Below are 15624 nucleotides of genomic sequence, written 5' to 3'. Positions count from 1 at the left end.
ATCACTACCCAATAGTGACCACATCAAGCAGTTCCGTCACCACATCCTGATGGCTGATACCATCCGCTAGTGCTTCATAAGAGAGACTCAGCCTATGCCCTAACACCAGCGAGGCAACTTCGCGCACATCGTCAATCAACACATGATCGCGCCCTTCCAACCACGCTAAAGCGCGAGAACATTTATCCAGCGCAATCGACGCGCGTGGGCTGGCACCAATGGTCAGCCAACTGGCGAGTTTAGAGTGTTCATACTGTTCTGGGTTACGAGTCGCCATCACCAAATCGATGATGTAACTTTCAACCATATCGGACAACGGCAACGCCGCTATTTGCTGACGTGCTTGCAATATACTGACGGGGTTAATCGTGACGCTTTGCTGAGGCTTGGTATCAAACACACCGTTCTCTTCCTGACGCACCAAACGAATGATGTCGCGTTCCGCTTTTGGATCTGGATACTCCACCGATGCTTTAATCAAGAAACGGTCCATTTGCGCTTCAGGTAACGGATACGTTCCTTCCTGCTCTATCGGGTTTTGTGTCGCCAGCACCATAAACAGCTCCGGCAGAGAGTGCGTTTGCCCGGCAACGGTAATAGTACCTTCCCCCATGGCTTCCAGCAGCGCCGCCTGAACTTTAGCTGGTGCTCGGTTAATCTCATCGGCGAGGACAATCTGATTAAACACTGGCCCGGGGCGGAAATGGAGTGATGATTTTCCGTCCGTTTCCTGCAGAACTTCTGTGCCCGTCACGTCAGACGGCAATAGGTCCGGCGTGAACTGAATGCGGCCAAAAGAGATAGACAGACCATTTGCTAACGCTTTAACCGAACGCGTTTTCGCGGTCCCCGGCAAACCTTCAAGCAGCACATGTCCACTGCACAGCAAACCCAGTACCAAGCTGCGGATGACTGAGCGCTGGCCAACCACCTGAGATTCAATGGCGCTTTGCAGCGCGACAACATCATCGTGTGCACAACCCGATAGATTATTAATGTGTTCCATTCTGCTGTCCTAGTAATACAGCCAAGCCGGTGAGCATTGGCAATGAATAGTCAAAAAATGCTTTGATTCCTGGACACAGATAGCTCAGCCCTTCTTCACCATCCGGTGTTTTCAACAAGCGGTTTTGGGGGCATTCACCCCAGCAGAGCTTCAGATAAGGACATTCTTTACAGTACTTAGGCAGTGAATCGCGTTTAGCCATGCCAAAAGCCTGCTGTCTTACCGAGAACGCCATTTCATTGAGTGGGCGTTGTTTGACATTGGCCAGTTTGTATTCCGGATACACGTAATGATCGCAACTGAATACATCACCGTTGTGTTCGATGGCGAGGCCTTTCCCGCAGAACTCTGCCGTAATGCACAGCTGCGCAGGTTTACCCATCACCTGAGCGACCGCGGTTTCAAACAGATTCACCAGCACTCGGCCCAGATCGTTATTCACCCACTCCTCAAAAATGGCGATAAGAAATTGCCCCCAGTCATCCGCATCCACCGACCAATCCGTGACGATCGACATCGGGTGCCCCGGTTTGGAGAGTTCGCTGCCGACCACAGGTATCATGCTGTCATTCCAGAACTGCGGTGCCGTGGTTTTGAAATCACTCGGCTCCACGACCGGGTTGAACTGCACATAGGTAGCGCCCAGTTCGCGGGTCACAAAACGGTAAACTTCCAGTGGGTGTTTGACGTTGTATCGGTTCACGGTGACTAACGCATTAAAGCGAACACCATGTGCTTTGATTTTCTCAACTGCACTCATCACCAAATGAAAGGTAGGTTTTCCGCTGCGAGTGACACGATATTTGTTGTGGATCTCTTCCGGACCATCGATGGATAGTCCAACCAGAAAATGGTTTTCGGCCAAGAAATGACACCATTCGTCGTTGAGCAGAATTCCATTAGTCTGCAAGTCGTTTTCAATCCTAACGCCCTGAGGCTGATATTTTTTCTGCAGTTCGACGATTTTTTTAAAGTAATCCAGCCCTAATAGGGTTGGCTCTCCGCCCTGCCAGGAGAAGACGATTTCGTCGCCATCTTGACTCTCAATATAACTCTTCACGAACGCTTCCAGCGTCTCATCGTCCATTTTGGGCTGCTTAGGTTGATGCAGCAGATTCTCTTTGTGCAAGTAAAAGCAATATTGGCAGTCAATGTTACATTTCGCTCCACCGGGCTTGGCCATCACGTGGAAGCGGCGCTGGTAAGTCGGGTTTTCGCTGAGATCTTTGTAAGCCGTTTTTAGCGGAACCAAGTCGAGTAATGTTGAAGCCTGCGTTGAGGGTTTAGTCATTCATACTTCCTTTGTTTTTGAAAACATGGCGCTCCGAAGAGCGCCAAACTACTTCACGACACTGAATGGTTATTTCGGTACAAAGCTACCTGCTTCCATACGTGGTGGGAAATCGTCGAACGTCGACATAATCTGGTTCACTTTCTCAATCGCCGGACCAAGCAAGTAGGAACGCTCGTACATCCAACGGTCGTATCCCATACCAGTATCGCCGCGTTCAAACGGATCGATACTCAGGTCAAAGATCAGAGGGACGCGAAGTTTGGTGAATGGGTATTTCCACACATCGAGCCCGGATTCGTGCTCTTGAATCGCAAAGTGCATTTTGAACTGGTTGTAACGCACCGCGAGCAAGTCACCGTCATCACTCCAATAAACAAACTCTTTACGCGCGGATTCTTGAGTTTGCCCCGTGAAGTATGGCAACTGGTTGTAGCCATCGAGATGAACTTTGTACGACTTACCATTAGCTTTCTTGCCTTTCAGCAGTTCATCTTTGACTTTGTCGTCACCCGCTGCCGCGAGCAGCGTCGGGAAAAAGTCTTCCAGAGACACAATGCCGTTCAGCGTTGTACCGGGTTGGATGTGGCCTGGCCATTTGATCATCGCCGGTACACGGAAAGCGCCTTCCCAACCGGTGTTTTTCTCACTGCGGAACGGAGTCATCCCCGCATCCGGCCACAGGTTGATCATCGGACCGTTATCGGTGGTGTAGATGATGATGGTGTTATCGTCTACGCCAAGATCTTTGATTTTCTTCAGAAGCTGACCAATCTGGTCATCGTGCTGTTTCACGCCATCAGCGTAGAAGCCGGCCCCAGTCTTGCCATCGTACTCTTTCGGAACGTGGGTGAAGTTGTGCATACGAGTGGTGTTAAACCAGGTAAAGAATGGCTTATCTGCTTTCACCTGCTTCTCAATGAAGGTTTCTGCCGCATCGAGGAACTCACCATCAACGGTTTCCATACGTTTACGATTGAGAGGACCAGTGTCCTCAATTTTGCCATCCGCGTAAGAATGGATAACGCCGCGGGGGCCGAATTTCTTACGGAACTCCGGATTTTTCGGGTAATCGACGTTTTCCGGTTCTTCTTCGGCATTGAGGTGGTAAAGGTTACCAAAGAACTCATCAAAACCGTGGTTGGTTGGCAGATGCTCGTCACGGTCGCCTAAATGGTTTTTACCAAACTGGCCAGTGGCATAGCCCAGCTGCTTTAACATGGTCGCAATGGTAGGATCTTTTTCGCTAATCCCTTCCGGTGCCCCCGGCATGCCCACTTTACTCAAGCCAGTGCGTTTAGGCATCTGACCCGTAATGAATGCGCTACGGCCTGCGGTCGAGCTCTGCTGCGCGTAAAAGTTGGTGAATTTCGCCCCCTCCGACGCAATACTGTCTATGTTTGGCGTGGTGTACGCCAGCATGCCTTGGTTGTATGTGCTCAGGTTCCAATAGCCAACATCATCGCCAAATATCACCAGAATATTGGGCTTGTCTGCTGCATAAGCCGTTGCTGACGCCGCCCCCATAGCGAGTGTGCATGCATTGAGCAGCAGCTTGCCTGAGCGCTTTTTATTGCGTGTACTCATATTAACTCCATTTTTCACTGGGTTTGCACGGTCGCTGAACCAAAATCACACAGTCAGACAACCCGAAATGTTTATACAAACATATACATATCAAACCTAGACTAGACCTGAACTAATTGAGAAACAATCGCTCAAATGTTTTATTATCCATTAATGAAATTTATGAGTAGTGGTGTTATGGACCTAAATTTAGTACGTACATTTCTGGTAGTGGCTGAGTACCAATCATTCACAAAAGCCGCTGAAAAACTGGATATCACGCAACCTGCCGTGAGCTCGGCAATCAAACGACTTGAGAAACAATATGGTCAGGCGCTCTTTACTAAGCAAGGGCGAGGCATTGAACTGACCACGAAAGGACATCAACTTGTGCCCTCTTTCCGTCAAGCGCTCGATATCATTGAAAACGCGATGGAAATGCGTGAACACTTCAATGTGTATTGCAATGAATCGATACTGCACTGCCTGCAACCTTTCGAGAATGTGACGTTGAGCGAATCACCAGTAGAAAAACACCAGTTGTTTGAGCATTTGCGCCAACAACGGGTGGATTTGATCCTCGACACCATGCTGACTAAAGAGAACTCTTTCGTGATCGAGGAAGTTCACCGAGAACCTTTGGCGTTGATTTGCCGCATCGGACACCCGAGAGTTCAGGATTCACTGACCAAAGAAGCGTTCTACCGCGAAAAGCATGTGCTCTACAGCGGGCTCTGGGACAATCTGCGGGGATTTGAACAGATTTGTCGCGAACCGATTGAAGAGCGGGAGATCGACATCGTCAGTGGTTCGATAGCAGGCATGGCACTTTATGTGTCGCAGTCTGATTCACTCGGCGTCATTTCACACTCTTTTGCGAAAAAATGGGCTAAAACGCTCAATCTTCAAGTGTTGGAATGCCCAATCAACACCGCGTACATCCCCTATCATCTGGTTTACCATCGACGCGAATTAAAAAATCCAGCCCACAAGGCTCTGAGGGATAAAATCAAACGCCGTTTAGTTCAATTTCAACATAACTTGGGAACACTGACCGCTTGAGAACGGCATGTTCGATGGCCTATATAACAAAGCGAAGCGACAAGCACTTTTCTTTTTCACAACGCCTATCTGGTTCAGAAAAAAGACAATTTGTGCAAATTCAGTACAAAGATTGAAGGAAGAGACAAAAATCACGGCTATAGTGTAACTAACCGCGAATCATCACTCACGGCGAACTTTGTTGACTCACAATGGACGGAATGAAAGATGGACAATGATGATAATGGCGGTGTTCCACGCCCAAGCGGAAAAGCAAATCCTATCGATACGGATTACACGGTAGGACAAGACAATGTGGTGTTATCCATCGGTCCTTTCGGTCTGGACATTCATAACCGCGTGTTTGCGGTCTCTGGTCTGGCTGTTGTGACTTTCGTTTTCGCCACACTGATATTCCGGGATCAAGTCGAGCCTCTGTTTGTCCATCTACGAGCCTGGTTGACATCCCATCTCGATTGGTTTTTCCTGCTCTCCGGAGACTTCTTCGTCATTGTCTGCATAGGCTTAGCCATTTCACCGCTCGGCAGAGTGCGCATTGGCGGCACTCATGCGGCCCCGGATTATTCCTATGCGAGCTGGCTCGCGATGCTGTTCGCAGCAGGTATGGGGATTGGTTTGGTCTTCTTTGGTGTGTCCGAGCCTATGTCGCATTTCAGCTCGTCACTGGCAGGACCGATTGTAGACAATGGCGTACGTACCGACTGGGCGCCGCTAGGCGGAGCCATCGGTGATACTGAAGCGGCCCGCTCGCTCGGCATGGCCGCAACCATCTATCACTGGGCTTTACATCCTTGGGCAATTTACGCACTACTGGCACTAGGCTTAGCGATTTTCTCGTTTAACAAAGGCCTGCCGCTGACGATGCGTTCGGTGTTCTATCCCATTTTTGGCGAACGAATCTGGGGCTGGACAGGCAATGTCATTGATATTCTTGCCGTGGTTGCCACCGTATTCGGCCTCGCCACTTCTCTCGGTTACGGAGCGTCTCAAGCAGCAACCGGATTGAATTTCCTTTTTGGTATTCCGCTGACCGACACAACGCAAATTGTGCTTATCATTGTTATTACCGCCTGCGCGCTATTTTCGGTCGTCGCCGGGTTAGACGGCGGCGTAAAGCTGCTGTCTGAAGTCAACATGATTTTGGCGGCGATACTGCTGCTATTTATTGTCATAGCCGGACCAACGGTCGGCATTCTGAGTGGCTTCTTTGAAAACATCGCGTCTTACGTTGAACATATCCCGGCGCTGTCGATGCCATTTGAACGCGAAGACATCAACTATTCACAAGGCTGGACGGCGTTTTACTGGGCGTGGTGGATTTCCTGGTCACCATTTGTCGGCATGTTTATCGCGCGAGTGTCTCGTGGCAGAACCGTTCGCGAGTTTATTGTTTGCGTCTTACTCATTCCTTCCACCGTGTGCATTTTTTGGATGACTGCTTTTGGTGGAACGGCGATCAGTCAATTTATTAATGATGGCTATGAAGCGGTGAAAAACGCCGATCTGCCGCTCAAACTGTTTGAAATGCTGGCAGTCATGCCGCTGACGTCCATTACTTCGTTCGTGGGTATTGTGCTGGTAATTGTGTTTTTTATTACGTCGTCAGACTCCGGTTCTTTGGTCATCGACACGATTTCTGCAGGTGGTAAAGTGGATGCTCCGACACCGCAGCGCGTATTCTGGTGTACATTCGAAGGATTAGTCGCGATTGCACTGCTACTCGGGGGAGGATTAGCCGCGGCGCAAGCCATGGCTGTAACCACAGGGTTTCCATTCACTATTGTATTACTGGTGGCGACCATATCGTTGATACTTGGCCTGATGAGTGAACCAAGGCCAACGAAAACCAAACGGTAAGGCGCTGTGTTTTTGATGAGATATGTATCGTAGGTGCCCTTGGGGGCTGAAAACTTTAACCAACTGTGTAACCACCACATTGCTTGGAGAAACGCTATGGCTGATATCATTGATGACTCACTCAACGAAATTCGTCGAGAACTTAAAGAGCGCTTAACCACCTTGTTGGCAAAGTCTGAACTCGCCCAAAAGGCCTGTTTGCCCCGCCTGACTACTCTGCTCACCTACTATCTGGTCTATGAAGAAGGCGAATTGAGTTACGAACACTTTCTCTCGCAGCTCAGCAAGCCAGAAAACCAGTGGCGTTGCTTTCTGATTTTCGGTTCGTCTTTGCCTCAGAATGAGCTGGATGAAATTGTGCGAACCTCACACCAGTATCAAAATGAACTGGACGACATTCTACTTTCCATGGGTATACACCTTCAGTAAGTCACTAAACCATGAGTCTTAAAGAAAAGAGCTCAATATTCGGGCTCTTTCTCTTACACTCCACCACTACCGCGTCTGCATCATTCGGTACGCGGTTTGGTTTATAAACTAGCGTGGCGAGAGTGAAATAAATATTTACGCTTCTGGATAAAATAAAGCTGTTCATTGTTTGTTTAACCTGTATACTGCCCCTCAGCTCTTACCATTGAGCTATTAATGATACGTCTATAAAGTTCTCTCAGTTATCTTTCGATATTCTTCGTATAGCTCCTGCGACAGCTCCTCTCGATAGTCCATGTAATAGCTTTTGTTATCAGCACACTTATAACTCGTAAATATTGAAAATCTAGAGGTCTCTATGTCTAACAAATCGACTGGTTCTGTAAAATGGTTCAACGAAACTAAAGGTTTTGGTTTCATCACTCAAGACAACGGCGGCAAAGATGTATTCGTACACTTCGCTTCAATCGTTTCTGAAGGTTTCAAAACTCTGGCTGAAGGCCAGCGTGTAAGCTTCGACGTTGAGCAGGGCAAAAAAGGCCCACAAGCTGCAAACGTAGTAGCACTATAATTCCGTTAGCGCGGCACCCGTTGCCGCGCTATTCAATCCCTTTCAATTGCTTAATCTTCTGGTTTTCCCTCGATTTACATCTGTCTGATCTACAAATTAAATCTGGTCACTCCTAGAAATTCTCGATTTTAAACGCCTGCAACTTAACATTGCACACACCATTGTGGTATCGCGATGAAAGTTAGCTTTAAGTGTAAATTAGAATCTTCCAATCTTTGAAATGGAATAACGGCGTTAGAGTTTGTGCGTCACGTTTAAAGCGTGTGTACATTAACGTTTTGTTACCTGGAATTTTGAAAACAGCTGTTTTTAAACAACCTATTATTCTGGTTTGATAAAAATCGCAGACTATTCTAGAACAAGCATCACAAATTAGGCGAGATTTCTGTCCTTTAGAATTTATCCGTCTAGAATCATTTTATTCAACTCGACAGAAATAATCTTATGCCGAAAAAAGTTAAAGAGAAAACGGAAGAGAAAGCGAATCTTCCAGAAGAAAAGAAAGTATTAACAGAACACCAAACCAGAAAGCGAATTGAAGATATTCTGGAAAAGCGTAGGTTCGACGATTTGTTCGAATTGTAATTTTTACGCTTCACTTAACCTTTCTATTTCGAAGAGTTTCTGATATCTCATCAGCGTTGCCGTTCGTGCACAATTCTAGTGCTTTGAATGCGGCAAAATCGTGCCTTACCCTGCGTTCAACAGCCAACCGTCATGGCTCGTATCCATGTTGAGAGCAAAAATTGGTTTTGCATTGCCTGTGTTTTGTTTACGTAAACAAATAATGCAAAACCAATTGTTGCTTTTTATGGGCATTCAGGTGTAAGAATATGAACATTCGGTGACAAATAGGCACGGAACTTGATTGACATGTTAGTGTCATATGAAGCGGGTAATGTAATCCCGAATGAAGACGTAAGTCACCGACATGAAATTTGGTGAGTATATTTAAAACTCACTCAAGACGTTATGGGAAAACCCATAATTTGTAATACGCTCCCAACGAAAGGGAGCCATTAAGTAAACCTTAAACAATAAGCTCACTAAGAGCGTTACTTATAAAGGAGATTACTATGAAAAAAATGAGAAGAGCTCAGCTGCATCGTGTTCGCATCCAATATTGGAAAGACACAAAAGCAGAAAAGAAATCATAGTTAAACGCCGCTAGGCACCCGAGAACTGGCAATACTCCAAACCTCACATCATTGCCAGTTCAATATATCCCCTTCATTTCGAACTCCCCCGACTCTGGCATCTCACACAATACTCTGAACCGTCTAAATTCAGATACACTGCCTCTTGTCGGACGAGAGATCGAAATGAAGGAAATAACCCTCATGATTAGCCACCTATTTCCACGTACCTTCGCGATACGCAACATCCTGTTTCCAAGCATTCCATTCAGTTACAACCACTCAAATAAGTACAAACAATTGTTCTAAAAAAGATGCCCAATCCATCACTTAGCCAAGCGATGTCTACCTATACTTTGGGGGAAGTGGGCGCATCCACGCTGTTGACGGTTGCATGGACAGAAACACGTTTGAAATCGAGCATATTATGTACACTAAACATCGGTCATACACATTGGCAGGAAAGGGACATCATCATGCAAATGTAATGGTGAACCCGACTGGTTATTTGCATATTCATATTATGGAGGAAAAACGTAAGTTTAACGGTGAGTTTGAGTCACTCTGTTTTGAAACTCACGGCAAATGTACAGAACTAACCTGTAAGGATACTGGGCGAACCAACCAGATGCGTTGGCATTTAGATCTCTCAGGAGAAGATGCCACAGAGCTGGTAGGTTTGATAGAAGAGGCCAAAGAGGAATACGAGACGCTAATGCGCGATCTTTGCTAGTAAATGCTCCACACTCTTACCCAGTTTTATAGTAGCGACCAGCCTCTCCTTTCTTACGGTTGGTCGTTTTCATTTGTCTGCGATCAATCTAATTGAATTTGTTTCATATTGATTATGAACAAAAACAGATTAACAAGACGTCTAGCCATCCATTACTCTGACATCACAAACCCGACTCACAATAGAGGTAACTATCATGGCTTTACGTCCTCCTTTTCGCACTGACACCGTAGGCAGCTATCTGCGCCCGGCTTTTCTTCATCAGGCACGCCGTGATTACGCTCAAGGGAAAATAGACCGTTCTCAGCTCACTCAGGTTGAAGACGCAGCCATTCTCGAATTGGTAGCGCAACAAAAGGCAACAGGCATCCAGGCCATCACTGACGGTGAATTTCGCCGCGGTTTCTGGCACATCGACTTTTTGGAAAATCTGCACGGAATCGAAGGTTATACACCTGATGCCGGCTACAATCAGAAATTTCATGGCAAAGCCGCACCGGCTTACAATATTCGTGCGATCGGTCGTATCGCTTTTAACCCTGAGCATCCATTTCTGGAACACTTTGATTTCCTGCTCAATGCAGTAGGTGAAGATGAACACTACGTCGCCAAAGCAACCATTCCCAGTCCGACAATGATTCTCCGTCAGGAAATTCTCGCTAACGATGGTTCATCACGTATTCACAATATCTACCCGGATCTAGAGCTGTTCTACCAAGACTTAGCGCAAACGTATCGTGATGCCATTCAAGCGTTCTACGCCCGAGGTTGCCGCTATTTGCAATTCGATGATACGAATTGGGCGTTTTTGGTCGATGCAGAGAAACGCAGCGGCCTTGAAGCGAAAGGAATCAATCCAGATGAAATTGCTCAAATTTGTACACGAATCATCAATGAAGCTTTGCGCGATAAACCTGATGACTTGGTGGTTACTACACACATCTGCCGCGGCAATCACGCGTCGTCCTGGCTGTTTTCCGGTGGTTATGAACCTGTAGCTGAAGCTCTGTTTGCCACTCACTACGATGGCTTTTTCCTGGAATACGATTCCGAACGTTCTGGTGACTTTGCTCCCCTGCGTCATTGGTCCAATGTGCAAAGCCAAATTGTGCTTGGCTTGATTACCTCAAAATTCCCTGAACTGGAAGATGCTGCTCAAGTCAAAGCGCGGATTGACGAAGCATCGCAATACGTGCCGCTTGAAAACCTGTGTATCAGCCCGCAATGCGGCTTCGCCTCCACTGAAGAAGGCAATAAGCTTACCGTTGAGGAGCAATGGGCCAAGGTCCAATTTATCAAACAGATTGAGCGGCAAGTCTGGTCGTAAGCACTAATTTATAGATTTAAAGCCGGAGTCTTGCCCGGCTTTAAATCTCTTTCAATCCACACCAACTGGCATTCTCTGCATCGCGTCCTACTTAAATGAAAATAATTGTCATTATTTGACTGCTATGCAAAATACTAACTTTACCGAACGGTGAACATGTAACCGGTCGTATATTTACCCATCCTGTTATTTGTATCAACAGTGAGAATTGCTCAACTTTTGATTCATATCTTCCTCATATTCTCATCATTAACAACTAATTCAAAAGTAGTATTTTTGCAGGAATAACATGAATCAAAATGTATATAGATAACTGATATCTATGAATTAAATGGGATCCTTCCCAACACTTGTTTGACACTGGGACAGTTGATTTCACCGAGCTTGCATCTGATAAAAATACCAGTAATGTTTAAAGGGAAATCTATCCATATTTCATAACGAATGAGTTAATAAATATCGGTATCAAAAAAGAAAAATATAATAATTAAAGGGGTGTAGTTATGCCTGCCGAAAGAAAGTTTGACCCTTTAACGCTGTCCGAATTTATTCATGCACTATCGGCGGCACCTTCACTTCAGGAAGTTCTCGATACCGTTTCACAGTGGATACACAGATTATTTGACGCCGAGCGCGCCAGCATCACTTTGCAAGATGGCAGTGAATATTTAAAGCTCTACTCTATCAGTGGCAATAAAGCGATTCCGCTCGATTTTCCGGTGCCTATCGCGCAAACCTTCGTCGGTCGTGCGTTTTCTGAGCGAACACTGATCATCTGTGACGATTTGGCGCAATCCGATGAGTTAGATTGCATCATGCTCAGCCAGTTCGGGATGAAAACTTGTATGGATGCGCCATTACTGTGTGGAAATCAATGTTTAGGCACGTTGAATGTCGCACACAATCAAACCAGCTATTATTCCGAAACCGAGGCACTTGAACTGCAATGCTTGGCAAACTGGATTGCACTGAACATTAACCTGCGTCTGCAGGTCATGGAGCTTAACCAATTAGCCTCTACGGACCATCTGACAGGTGCTCCTAACCGCCGCGTATTTACCAAAGAAATTCAGCACGCGTTAGCGCAGTTCCACTCGGATGGTGCGTCCTTCTTTTTAGGATTGATGGATATTGATCATTTCAAGATGCTCAACGATCAATATGGCCATAACGCCGGCGATTACGTACTCAAACAAGTGGTCGGAATATCATCTGCCTTACTGGGTTCAGACGGTCATCTATCACGCATTGGAGGCGAAGAATTCGCCCTGATACTGCACGATCAGAACAAACAAAGCGCATTGGCTATCTACAATGCGGTTCGTCATGCCATAGAACAGACCATCATAGAGTATGACAACATGACGATGTCTATCACTGTCAGTATTGGTATCACGCAGGTTCAAACCAACGATCTCTATCCTGAGCAACTCCTGAAAAGAGCGGACAAGGCGTTGTATGAGGCGAAATCAAATGGCCGTAACCTCATCAACTGCGACAGCACAGGGCAGAAACTGGTCGGATAGAGAAGAACAACCGAAACGCTGCTGATTATTCACATTCAGCAGCATTTCGGGTTCAGAATCATCATGAGTGACTAAAAAGGCCCGCGCTCTTCATAAAGCGGGAACATAAGCTCATACACCTCCCTTCTCACGTCTAGCGCTTCATAAGCTGATGGGATGGTTTTTGCCAGTTCAGTCTCTTTGAAGGCTTGCATGGATGGCAGATCTTTGAAGAAATAGATACCACACACCTCGCCAGTTTGCGGGTCGCGACCATAAACCTTTTGTATCAATCCAGGGATTTCTTTAAACCGAGGTTTACGCTCAAAAGCCCTTCTTTCCAGCTCATCGGGATCCAATCCAGACTTAATCCGCACATATAAAATCACCGCCATGTTCTTCTCCTTATTCCTTTATTGCTAAGCAAGTATAAGAACACAAACGGAATGTCACTTAGTCACAGTCGTTCATATCAAGGCAGAATTTCGCGAGAAGGTGCCATCTAACCCAATGAAAGTAATTGAAATACATCGAAGAGTAGAAAAAAGAAAAGGCGCCTTAGCGCCCTTTCTACTCAAACCGGATTAGCGTCGAATGTTGCTCATACGGTATAGCAGCAATGAACCGAGCAACAACACACAACCGATAATTTTGTTCAGTGGCATTGATTCACTGTAAATCCAAACACTGAGCAATAGGGTCCAAACGGGTTCAAGCAGCATCAGAATGGCGGCGTTGGTTGGGTTAGCATGTTTTTGCCCGACCGTCTGCATCAGGTAGCGAAGACTGGTTGCCAGCAGAACACTGAGTACAAACCATTTCCAAGTTTCACCACTCACCTCTTGTGGCCAGGCTTCAACAAAATAGGACAGGAGCAACCCAAGACAACCTGTCGCGAAAAGCTGTAACGTGGTCAACAACATTGGTGGCAATTTAGCGGAGTATTGGCTATTGAAGTTGAAATGCAGCGCGAGTCCAACCGCAGCAAGTAGAAACCATAACTGGCTGGCGGCAACATTCCACTCACCGTTCCAAGCAAGTAAAAACAAACCGACCACAGCAATCGGCAATGACATCCAAAACGCCCGGCTGGGTTTGTTCCCGAACAACGGCCAAGCTACCAGCGGCACAAACAACATCGACAGGCTCATAATAAAGGCCCCTTCGCCAAGAGTGTCACTGATGGAAATCGCGTAGATCCAGCAAAAGATAGATCCACCCAGAAATACACCTACCCCCATAGAACGGAGCATATCGCCTAGCGAGGCTTTGCGTAGTGCAGGCAAGCAAAAAGGCAATAGAATAAGTGACGCGGTCACGAATCGAAGACCGATAAAACCAAAAGGAGGCAGCCCTTGAATGGCTTGTTTAGAGAATACCCATCCCGCTGCGGCAAGCAGTGTAGTCAGGACGAGAATGATTTCGGCACGCAGGTTAGCAAACATGATGGATTGTTATAATTTTTAAACAGGCAGGTATCGATTGTGCGGCAAATTGCACAACAACTCCATAGGCAAAACTGCTTTTATTTCTGCACGTTAGAAATGAATGATGGAATAATCCACAACTCGAATTCAAACACTCTGTTAACATCTTAATCAAACCAAAAAATAGTTATTTTTTAGCTTTTAGTTTCAGAATACAAACAAATAATCAGAATAAAATTCTGTTAATTCGTTTTTTCCATAGTTTCATACATCAACGCTTCTTGTGTATGCCAGTGAATATGACCAGAGTCACAGTGTGATCACATCAACTAAAGGGAGTAGGATTCGCAACATTATTATTCTTATATGGACTTAAATTCAGTGAAAGAATCTCAAGAAGTTTTAGATTTTAGCGTTTCTAAAACCACAACATCCTGGAATAAACACGATACTCACTGGCTACTCAGCCTGTTTGGCACCGCGGTCGGGGCTGGTATTCTGTTCCTTCCAATCAATATCGGCTTAGGTGGATTCTGGCCATTGGTTTTGATGGCGGTGTTGGCTTTCCCTATGACTTACCTCGCGCATCGAGGATTGGCGCGCTTTGTTCTCTCTTCTGAGCGTTCAAACGCAGACTTTACCGATGTGGTCGAAGAACACTTCGGCGCCAAAGCTGGTCGCTTGATCTCCCTGCTCTACTTCTTATCTATTTTCCCAATTCTGCTGATTTACGGTGTTGGTCTCACTAACACAGTCGACAGTTTTCTCGTCAATCAGGCTCAAATGAGCAGTCCACCAAGAGAATTGCTGTCAGGTGCACTGGTATTCAGCCTGATCGCCATTATGCTTGGCGGAGAGAAGATCATGCTGCGCGCCTTTGCTGCCATGGTTTACCCGCTTGCCGCCATCCTTGCAGCACTCTCTTTTTACCTCATTCCGTTTTGGACGATGCCATCTCTGGCAATGCCTGCGCTCAGCGATTTCACCCAAACGGTTTGGCTAGCAGTGCCAGTGGTCGTATTTTCATTCAGTCATGCGGCGGCGATTTCAAGCTTTGCCAACATTCAGCGCCGCCACTATAAAGACAACGCGGTTGTCAAATCTGAGCAAATCCTTAAACGCACCAGCATCATGTTGATCGCATTCGTATTGCTGTTTGTGTTTTCTTGCGTCCTGGCGTTGTCACCCGAGCAGTTGATTGAAGCTAAATCGCAGAATGTTTCGGTGTTGTCTTATTTGGCAAACGCAACCCACAATCCGTTTATTGCCACGCTCGGTCCTTTGGTCGCATTTGTTGCCATCACCTCGTCCTTTCTGGGACATTTCCTTGGCGCCCGTGAAAGCTTAAACGGGCTCATCACCAAACACAGTGGTCTCTCTGCACGCAGCGCTGACAAAATTGGCATTGCATTCATGTTTGTGGCGATTTGGTTTGCGGCGGTAATGAACCCAAGCATTCTCGGGATGATGGAAGCGCTATCCGGGCCCGTCATCGCGATGATTCTGTTTATCATGCCGATGATTGCTGTCTATCGAGTGAAAGCGCTACACGCCTACAAGCAGCGTTTAAGTACCTACTTTGTGCTGTTTGTCGGCGTTCTGGCGGTATCCGCTTTACTGTTTAGCCTGACGCGCTAAGCCCATCACCCTAACGGCCCACACTGTGGGCCGTTTTGTTATCCCTTCTCCTTTCGCTGTCACATCACCGTTTCCC

At 46.5% G+C, this 15624-nt stretch carries 13 protein-coding genes; 8 read left to right on the top strand and 5 right to left on the bottom strand.

Features of this window, described 5'->3' with window-relative positions; genetic code table 11:
* Positions 1 to 4 precede the first annotated feature (4 nt).
* From LGV68_RS02920 to LGV68_RS02910, 3 genes are all read right to left on the bottom strand, one after another.
* Positions 5 to 1006 carry a MoxR family ATPase gene (locus LGV68_RS02920; RefSeq protein WP_171933664.1) on the bottom strand — a complete coding sequence of 334 codons (1002 nt, stop codon included), beginning with the start codon at positions 1004 to 1006 and terminating at the stop codon, positions 5 to 7.
* Positions 993 to 2297 (bottom strand): anaerobic sulfatase maturase, encoded by a 1305-nt coding sequence (locus LGV68_RS02915; protein ID WP_252536202.1) that lies wholly within the window; start codon positions 2295 to 2297, stop codon positions 993 to 995. Before LGV68_RS02915 ends, LGV68_RS02920 begins: the two co-directional genes overlap by 14 nt.
* Before the next feature lie 69 nt (positions 2298 to 2366).
* A complete protein-coding gene (locus LGV68_RS02910; RefSeq protein ID WP_061056441.1) occupies positions 2367 to 3884 on the bottom strand; it encodes an arylsulfatase in 1518 nt (505 codons plus the stop codon).
* Positions 3885 to 4061: 177 nt separating this feature from the next.
* On the opposite strand from LGV68_RS02910, the gene LGV68_RS02905 reads away from it, so the two are divergent.
* The 7 genes from LGV68_RS02905 (at position 4062) to LGV68_RS02875 (ending at position 12504) form a co-directional block, all read left to right on the top strand.
* Entirely contained in the window at positions 4062 to 4925 is an 864-nt protein-coding gene (locus LGV68_RS02905; protein WP_075988486.1) for a LysR family transcriptional regulator, read from the top strand.
* 207 nt (positions 4926 to 5132) lie between these two features.
* Positions 5133 to 6782, top strand: coding sequence for a BCCT family transporter (locus LGV68_RS02900; RefSeq protein ID WP_222748636.1), 1650 nt, complete (start codon positions 5133 to 5135; stop codon positions 6780 to 6782).
* A gap of 96 nt (positions 6783 to 6878) precedes the next feature.
* A complete protein-coding gene (locus LGV68_RS02895; RefSeq protein WP_020330330.1) occupies positions 6879 to 7211 on the top strand; it encodes a hypothetical protein in 333 nt (110 codons plus the stop codon).
* A gap of 358 nt (positions 7212 to 7569) precedes the next feature.
* Entirely contained in the window at positions 7570 to 7782 is a 213-nt protein-coding gene (locus LGV68_RS02890; RefSeq protein WP_020330329.1) for a cold-shock protein, read from the top strand.
* A 1563-nt stretch (positions 7783 to 9345) separates the two neighbouring features.
* Positions 9346 to 9651 (top strand): hypothetical protein, encoded by a 306-nt coding sequence (locus tag LGV68_RS02885; RefSeq protein ID WP_038128281.1) that lies wholly within the window; start codon positions 9346 to 9348, stop codon positions 9649 to 9651.
* Between the two features lie 196 nt (positions 9652 to 9847).
* Positions 9848 to 10978 carry a 5-methyltetrahydropteroyltriglutamate--homocysteine S-methyltransferase gene (locus LGV68_RS02880; RefSeq protein ID WP_222749124.1) on the top strand — a complete coding sequence of 377 codons (1131 nt, stop codon included), beginning with the start codon at positions 9848 to 9850 and terminating at the stop codon, positions 10976 to 10978.
* 503 nt (positions 10979 to 11481) lie between these two features.
* Positions 11482 to 12504: a sensor domain-containing diguanylate cyclase gene (locus LGV68_RS02875; RefSeq protein ID WP_252536200.1), complete on the top strand. Its 1023-nt coding sequence runs from the start codon at positions 11482 to 11484 to the stop codon at positions 12502 to 12504.
* Positions 12505 to 12575: 71 nt separating this feature from the next.
* Here the strand turns inward: LGV68_RS02875 and LGV68_RS02870 are convergent, their stop codons facing one another.
* Complete coding sequence (locus tag LGV68_RS02870; protein ID WP_222749126.1) at positions 12576 to 12878, bottom strand: YdhR family protein; 303 nt, start codon at positions 12876 to 12878, stop codon at positions 12576 to 12578.
* Positions 12879 to 13067: 189 nt separating this feature from the next.
* Positions 13068 to 13928 carry a DMT family transporter gene (locus LGV68_RS02865; RefSeq protein ID WP_020330321.1) on the bottom strand — a complete coding sequence of 287 codons (861 nt, stop codon included), beginning with the start codon at positions 13926 to 13928 and terminating at the stop codon, positions 13068 to 13070.
* 363 nt (positions 13929 to 14291) lie between these two features.
* Here LGV68_RS02865 and LGV68_RS02860 point away from each other — a divergent pair, with 363 nt between their 5' ends.
* Positions 14292 to 15548 carry an aromatic amino acid transport family protein gene (locus tag LGV68_RS02860; protein ID WP_202645234.1) on the top strand — a complete coding sequence of 419 codons (1257 nt, stop codon included), beginning with the start codon at positions 14292 to 14294 and terminating at the stop codon, positions 15546 to 15548.
* Positions 15549 to 15624 lie beyond the last annotated feature (76 nt).

The organism is Vibrio sp. LQ2 (genome assembly GCF_023920125.1).
Taxonomy (GTDB): domain Bacteria; phylum Pseudomonadota; class Gammaproteobacteria; order Enterobacterales; family Vibrionaceae; genus Vibrio; species Vibrio fluvialis.
The sequence above is the reverse complement of the archived record's forward strand: the minus strand, read 5'-3'. Positions and strand labels throughout refer to the sequence as shown.

Coding starts and splice junctions, on each gene's coding strand:
- LGV68_RS02900 (WP_222748636.1), top strand. CDS start 5,133: ATGGACAATGATGATAATGGCGGTGTTCCACGCCCAAGCGGAAAAGCA.
- LGV68_RS02870 (WP_222749126.1), bottom strand. CDS start 12,878: ATGGCGGTGATTTTATATGTGCGGATTAAGTCTGGATTGGATCCCGAT.
- LGV68_RS02875 (WP_252536200.1), top strand. CDS start 11,482: ATGCCTGCCGAAAGAAAGTTTGACCCTTTAACGCTGTCCGAATTTATT.
- LGV68_RS02910 (WP_061056441.1), bottom strand. CDS start 3,884: ATGAGTACACGCAATAAAAAGCGCTCAGGCAAGCTGCTGCTCAATGCA.
- LGV68_RS02920 (WP_171933664.1), bottom strand. CDS start 1,006: ATGGAACACATTAATAATCTATCGGGTTGTGCACACGATGATGTTGTC.
- LGV68_RS02890 (WP_020330329.1), top strand. CDS start 7,570: ATGTCTAACAAATCGACTGGTTCTGTAAAATGGTTCAACGAAACTAAA.
- LGV68_RS02905 (WP_075988486.1), top strand. CDS start 4,062: ATGGACCTAAATTTAGTACGTACATTTCTGGTAGTGGCTGAGTACCAA.
- LGV68_RS02885 (WP_038128281.1), top strand. CDS start 9,346: ATGTACACTAAACATCGGTCATACACATTGGCAGGAAAGGGACATCAT.
- LGV68_RS02865 (WP_020330321.1), bottom strand. CDS start 13,928: ATGTTTGCTAACCTGCGTGCCGAAATCATTCTCGTCCTGACTACACTG.
- LGV68_RS02880 (WP_222749124.1), top strand. CDS start 9,848: ATGGCTTTACGTCCTCCTTTTCGCACTGACACCGTAGGCAGCTATCTG.
- LGV68_RS02895 (WP_020330330.1), top strand. CDS start 6,879: ATGGCTGATATCATTGATGACTCACTCAACGAAATTCGTCGAGAACTT.
- LGV68_RS02915 (WP_252536202.1), bottom strand. CDS start 2,297: ATGACTAAACCCTCAACGCAGGCTTCAACATTACTCGACTTGGTTCCG.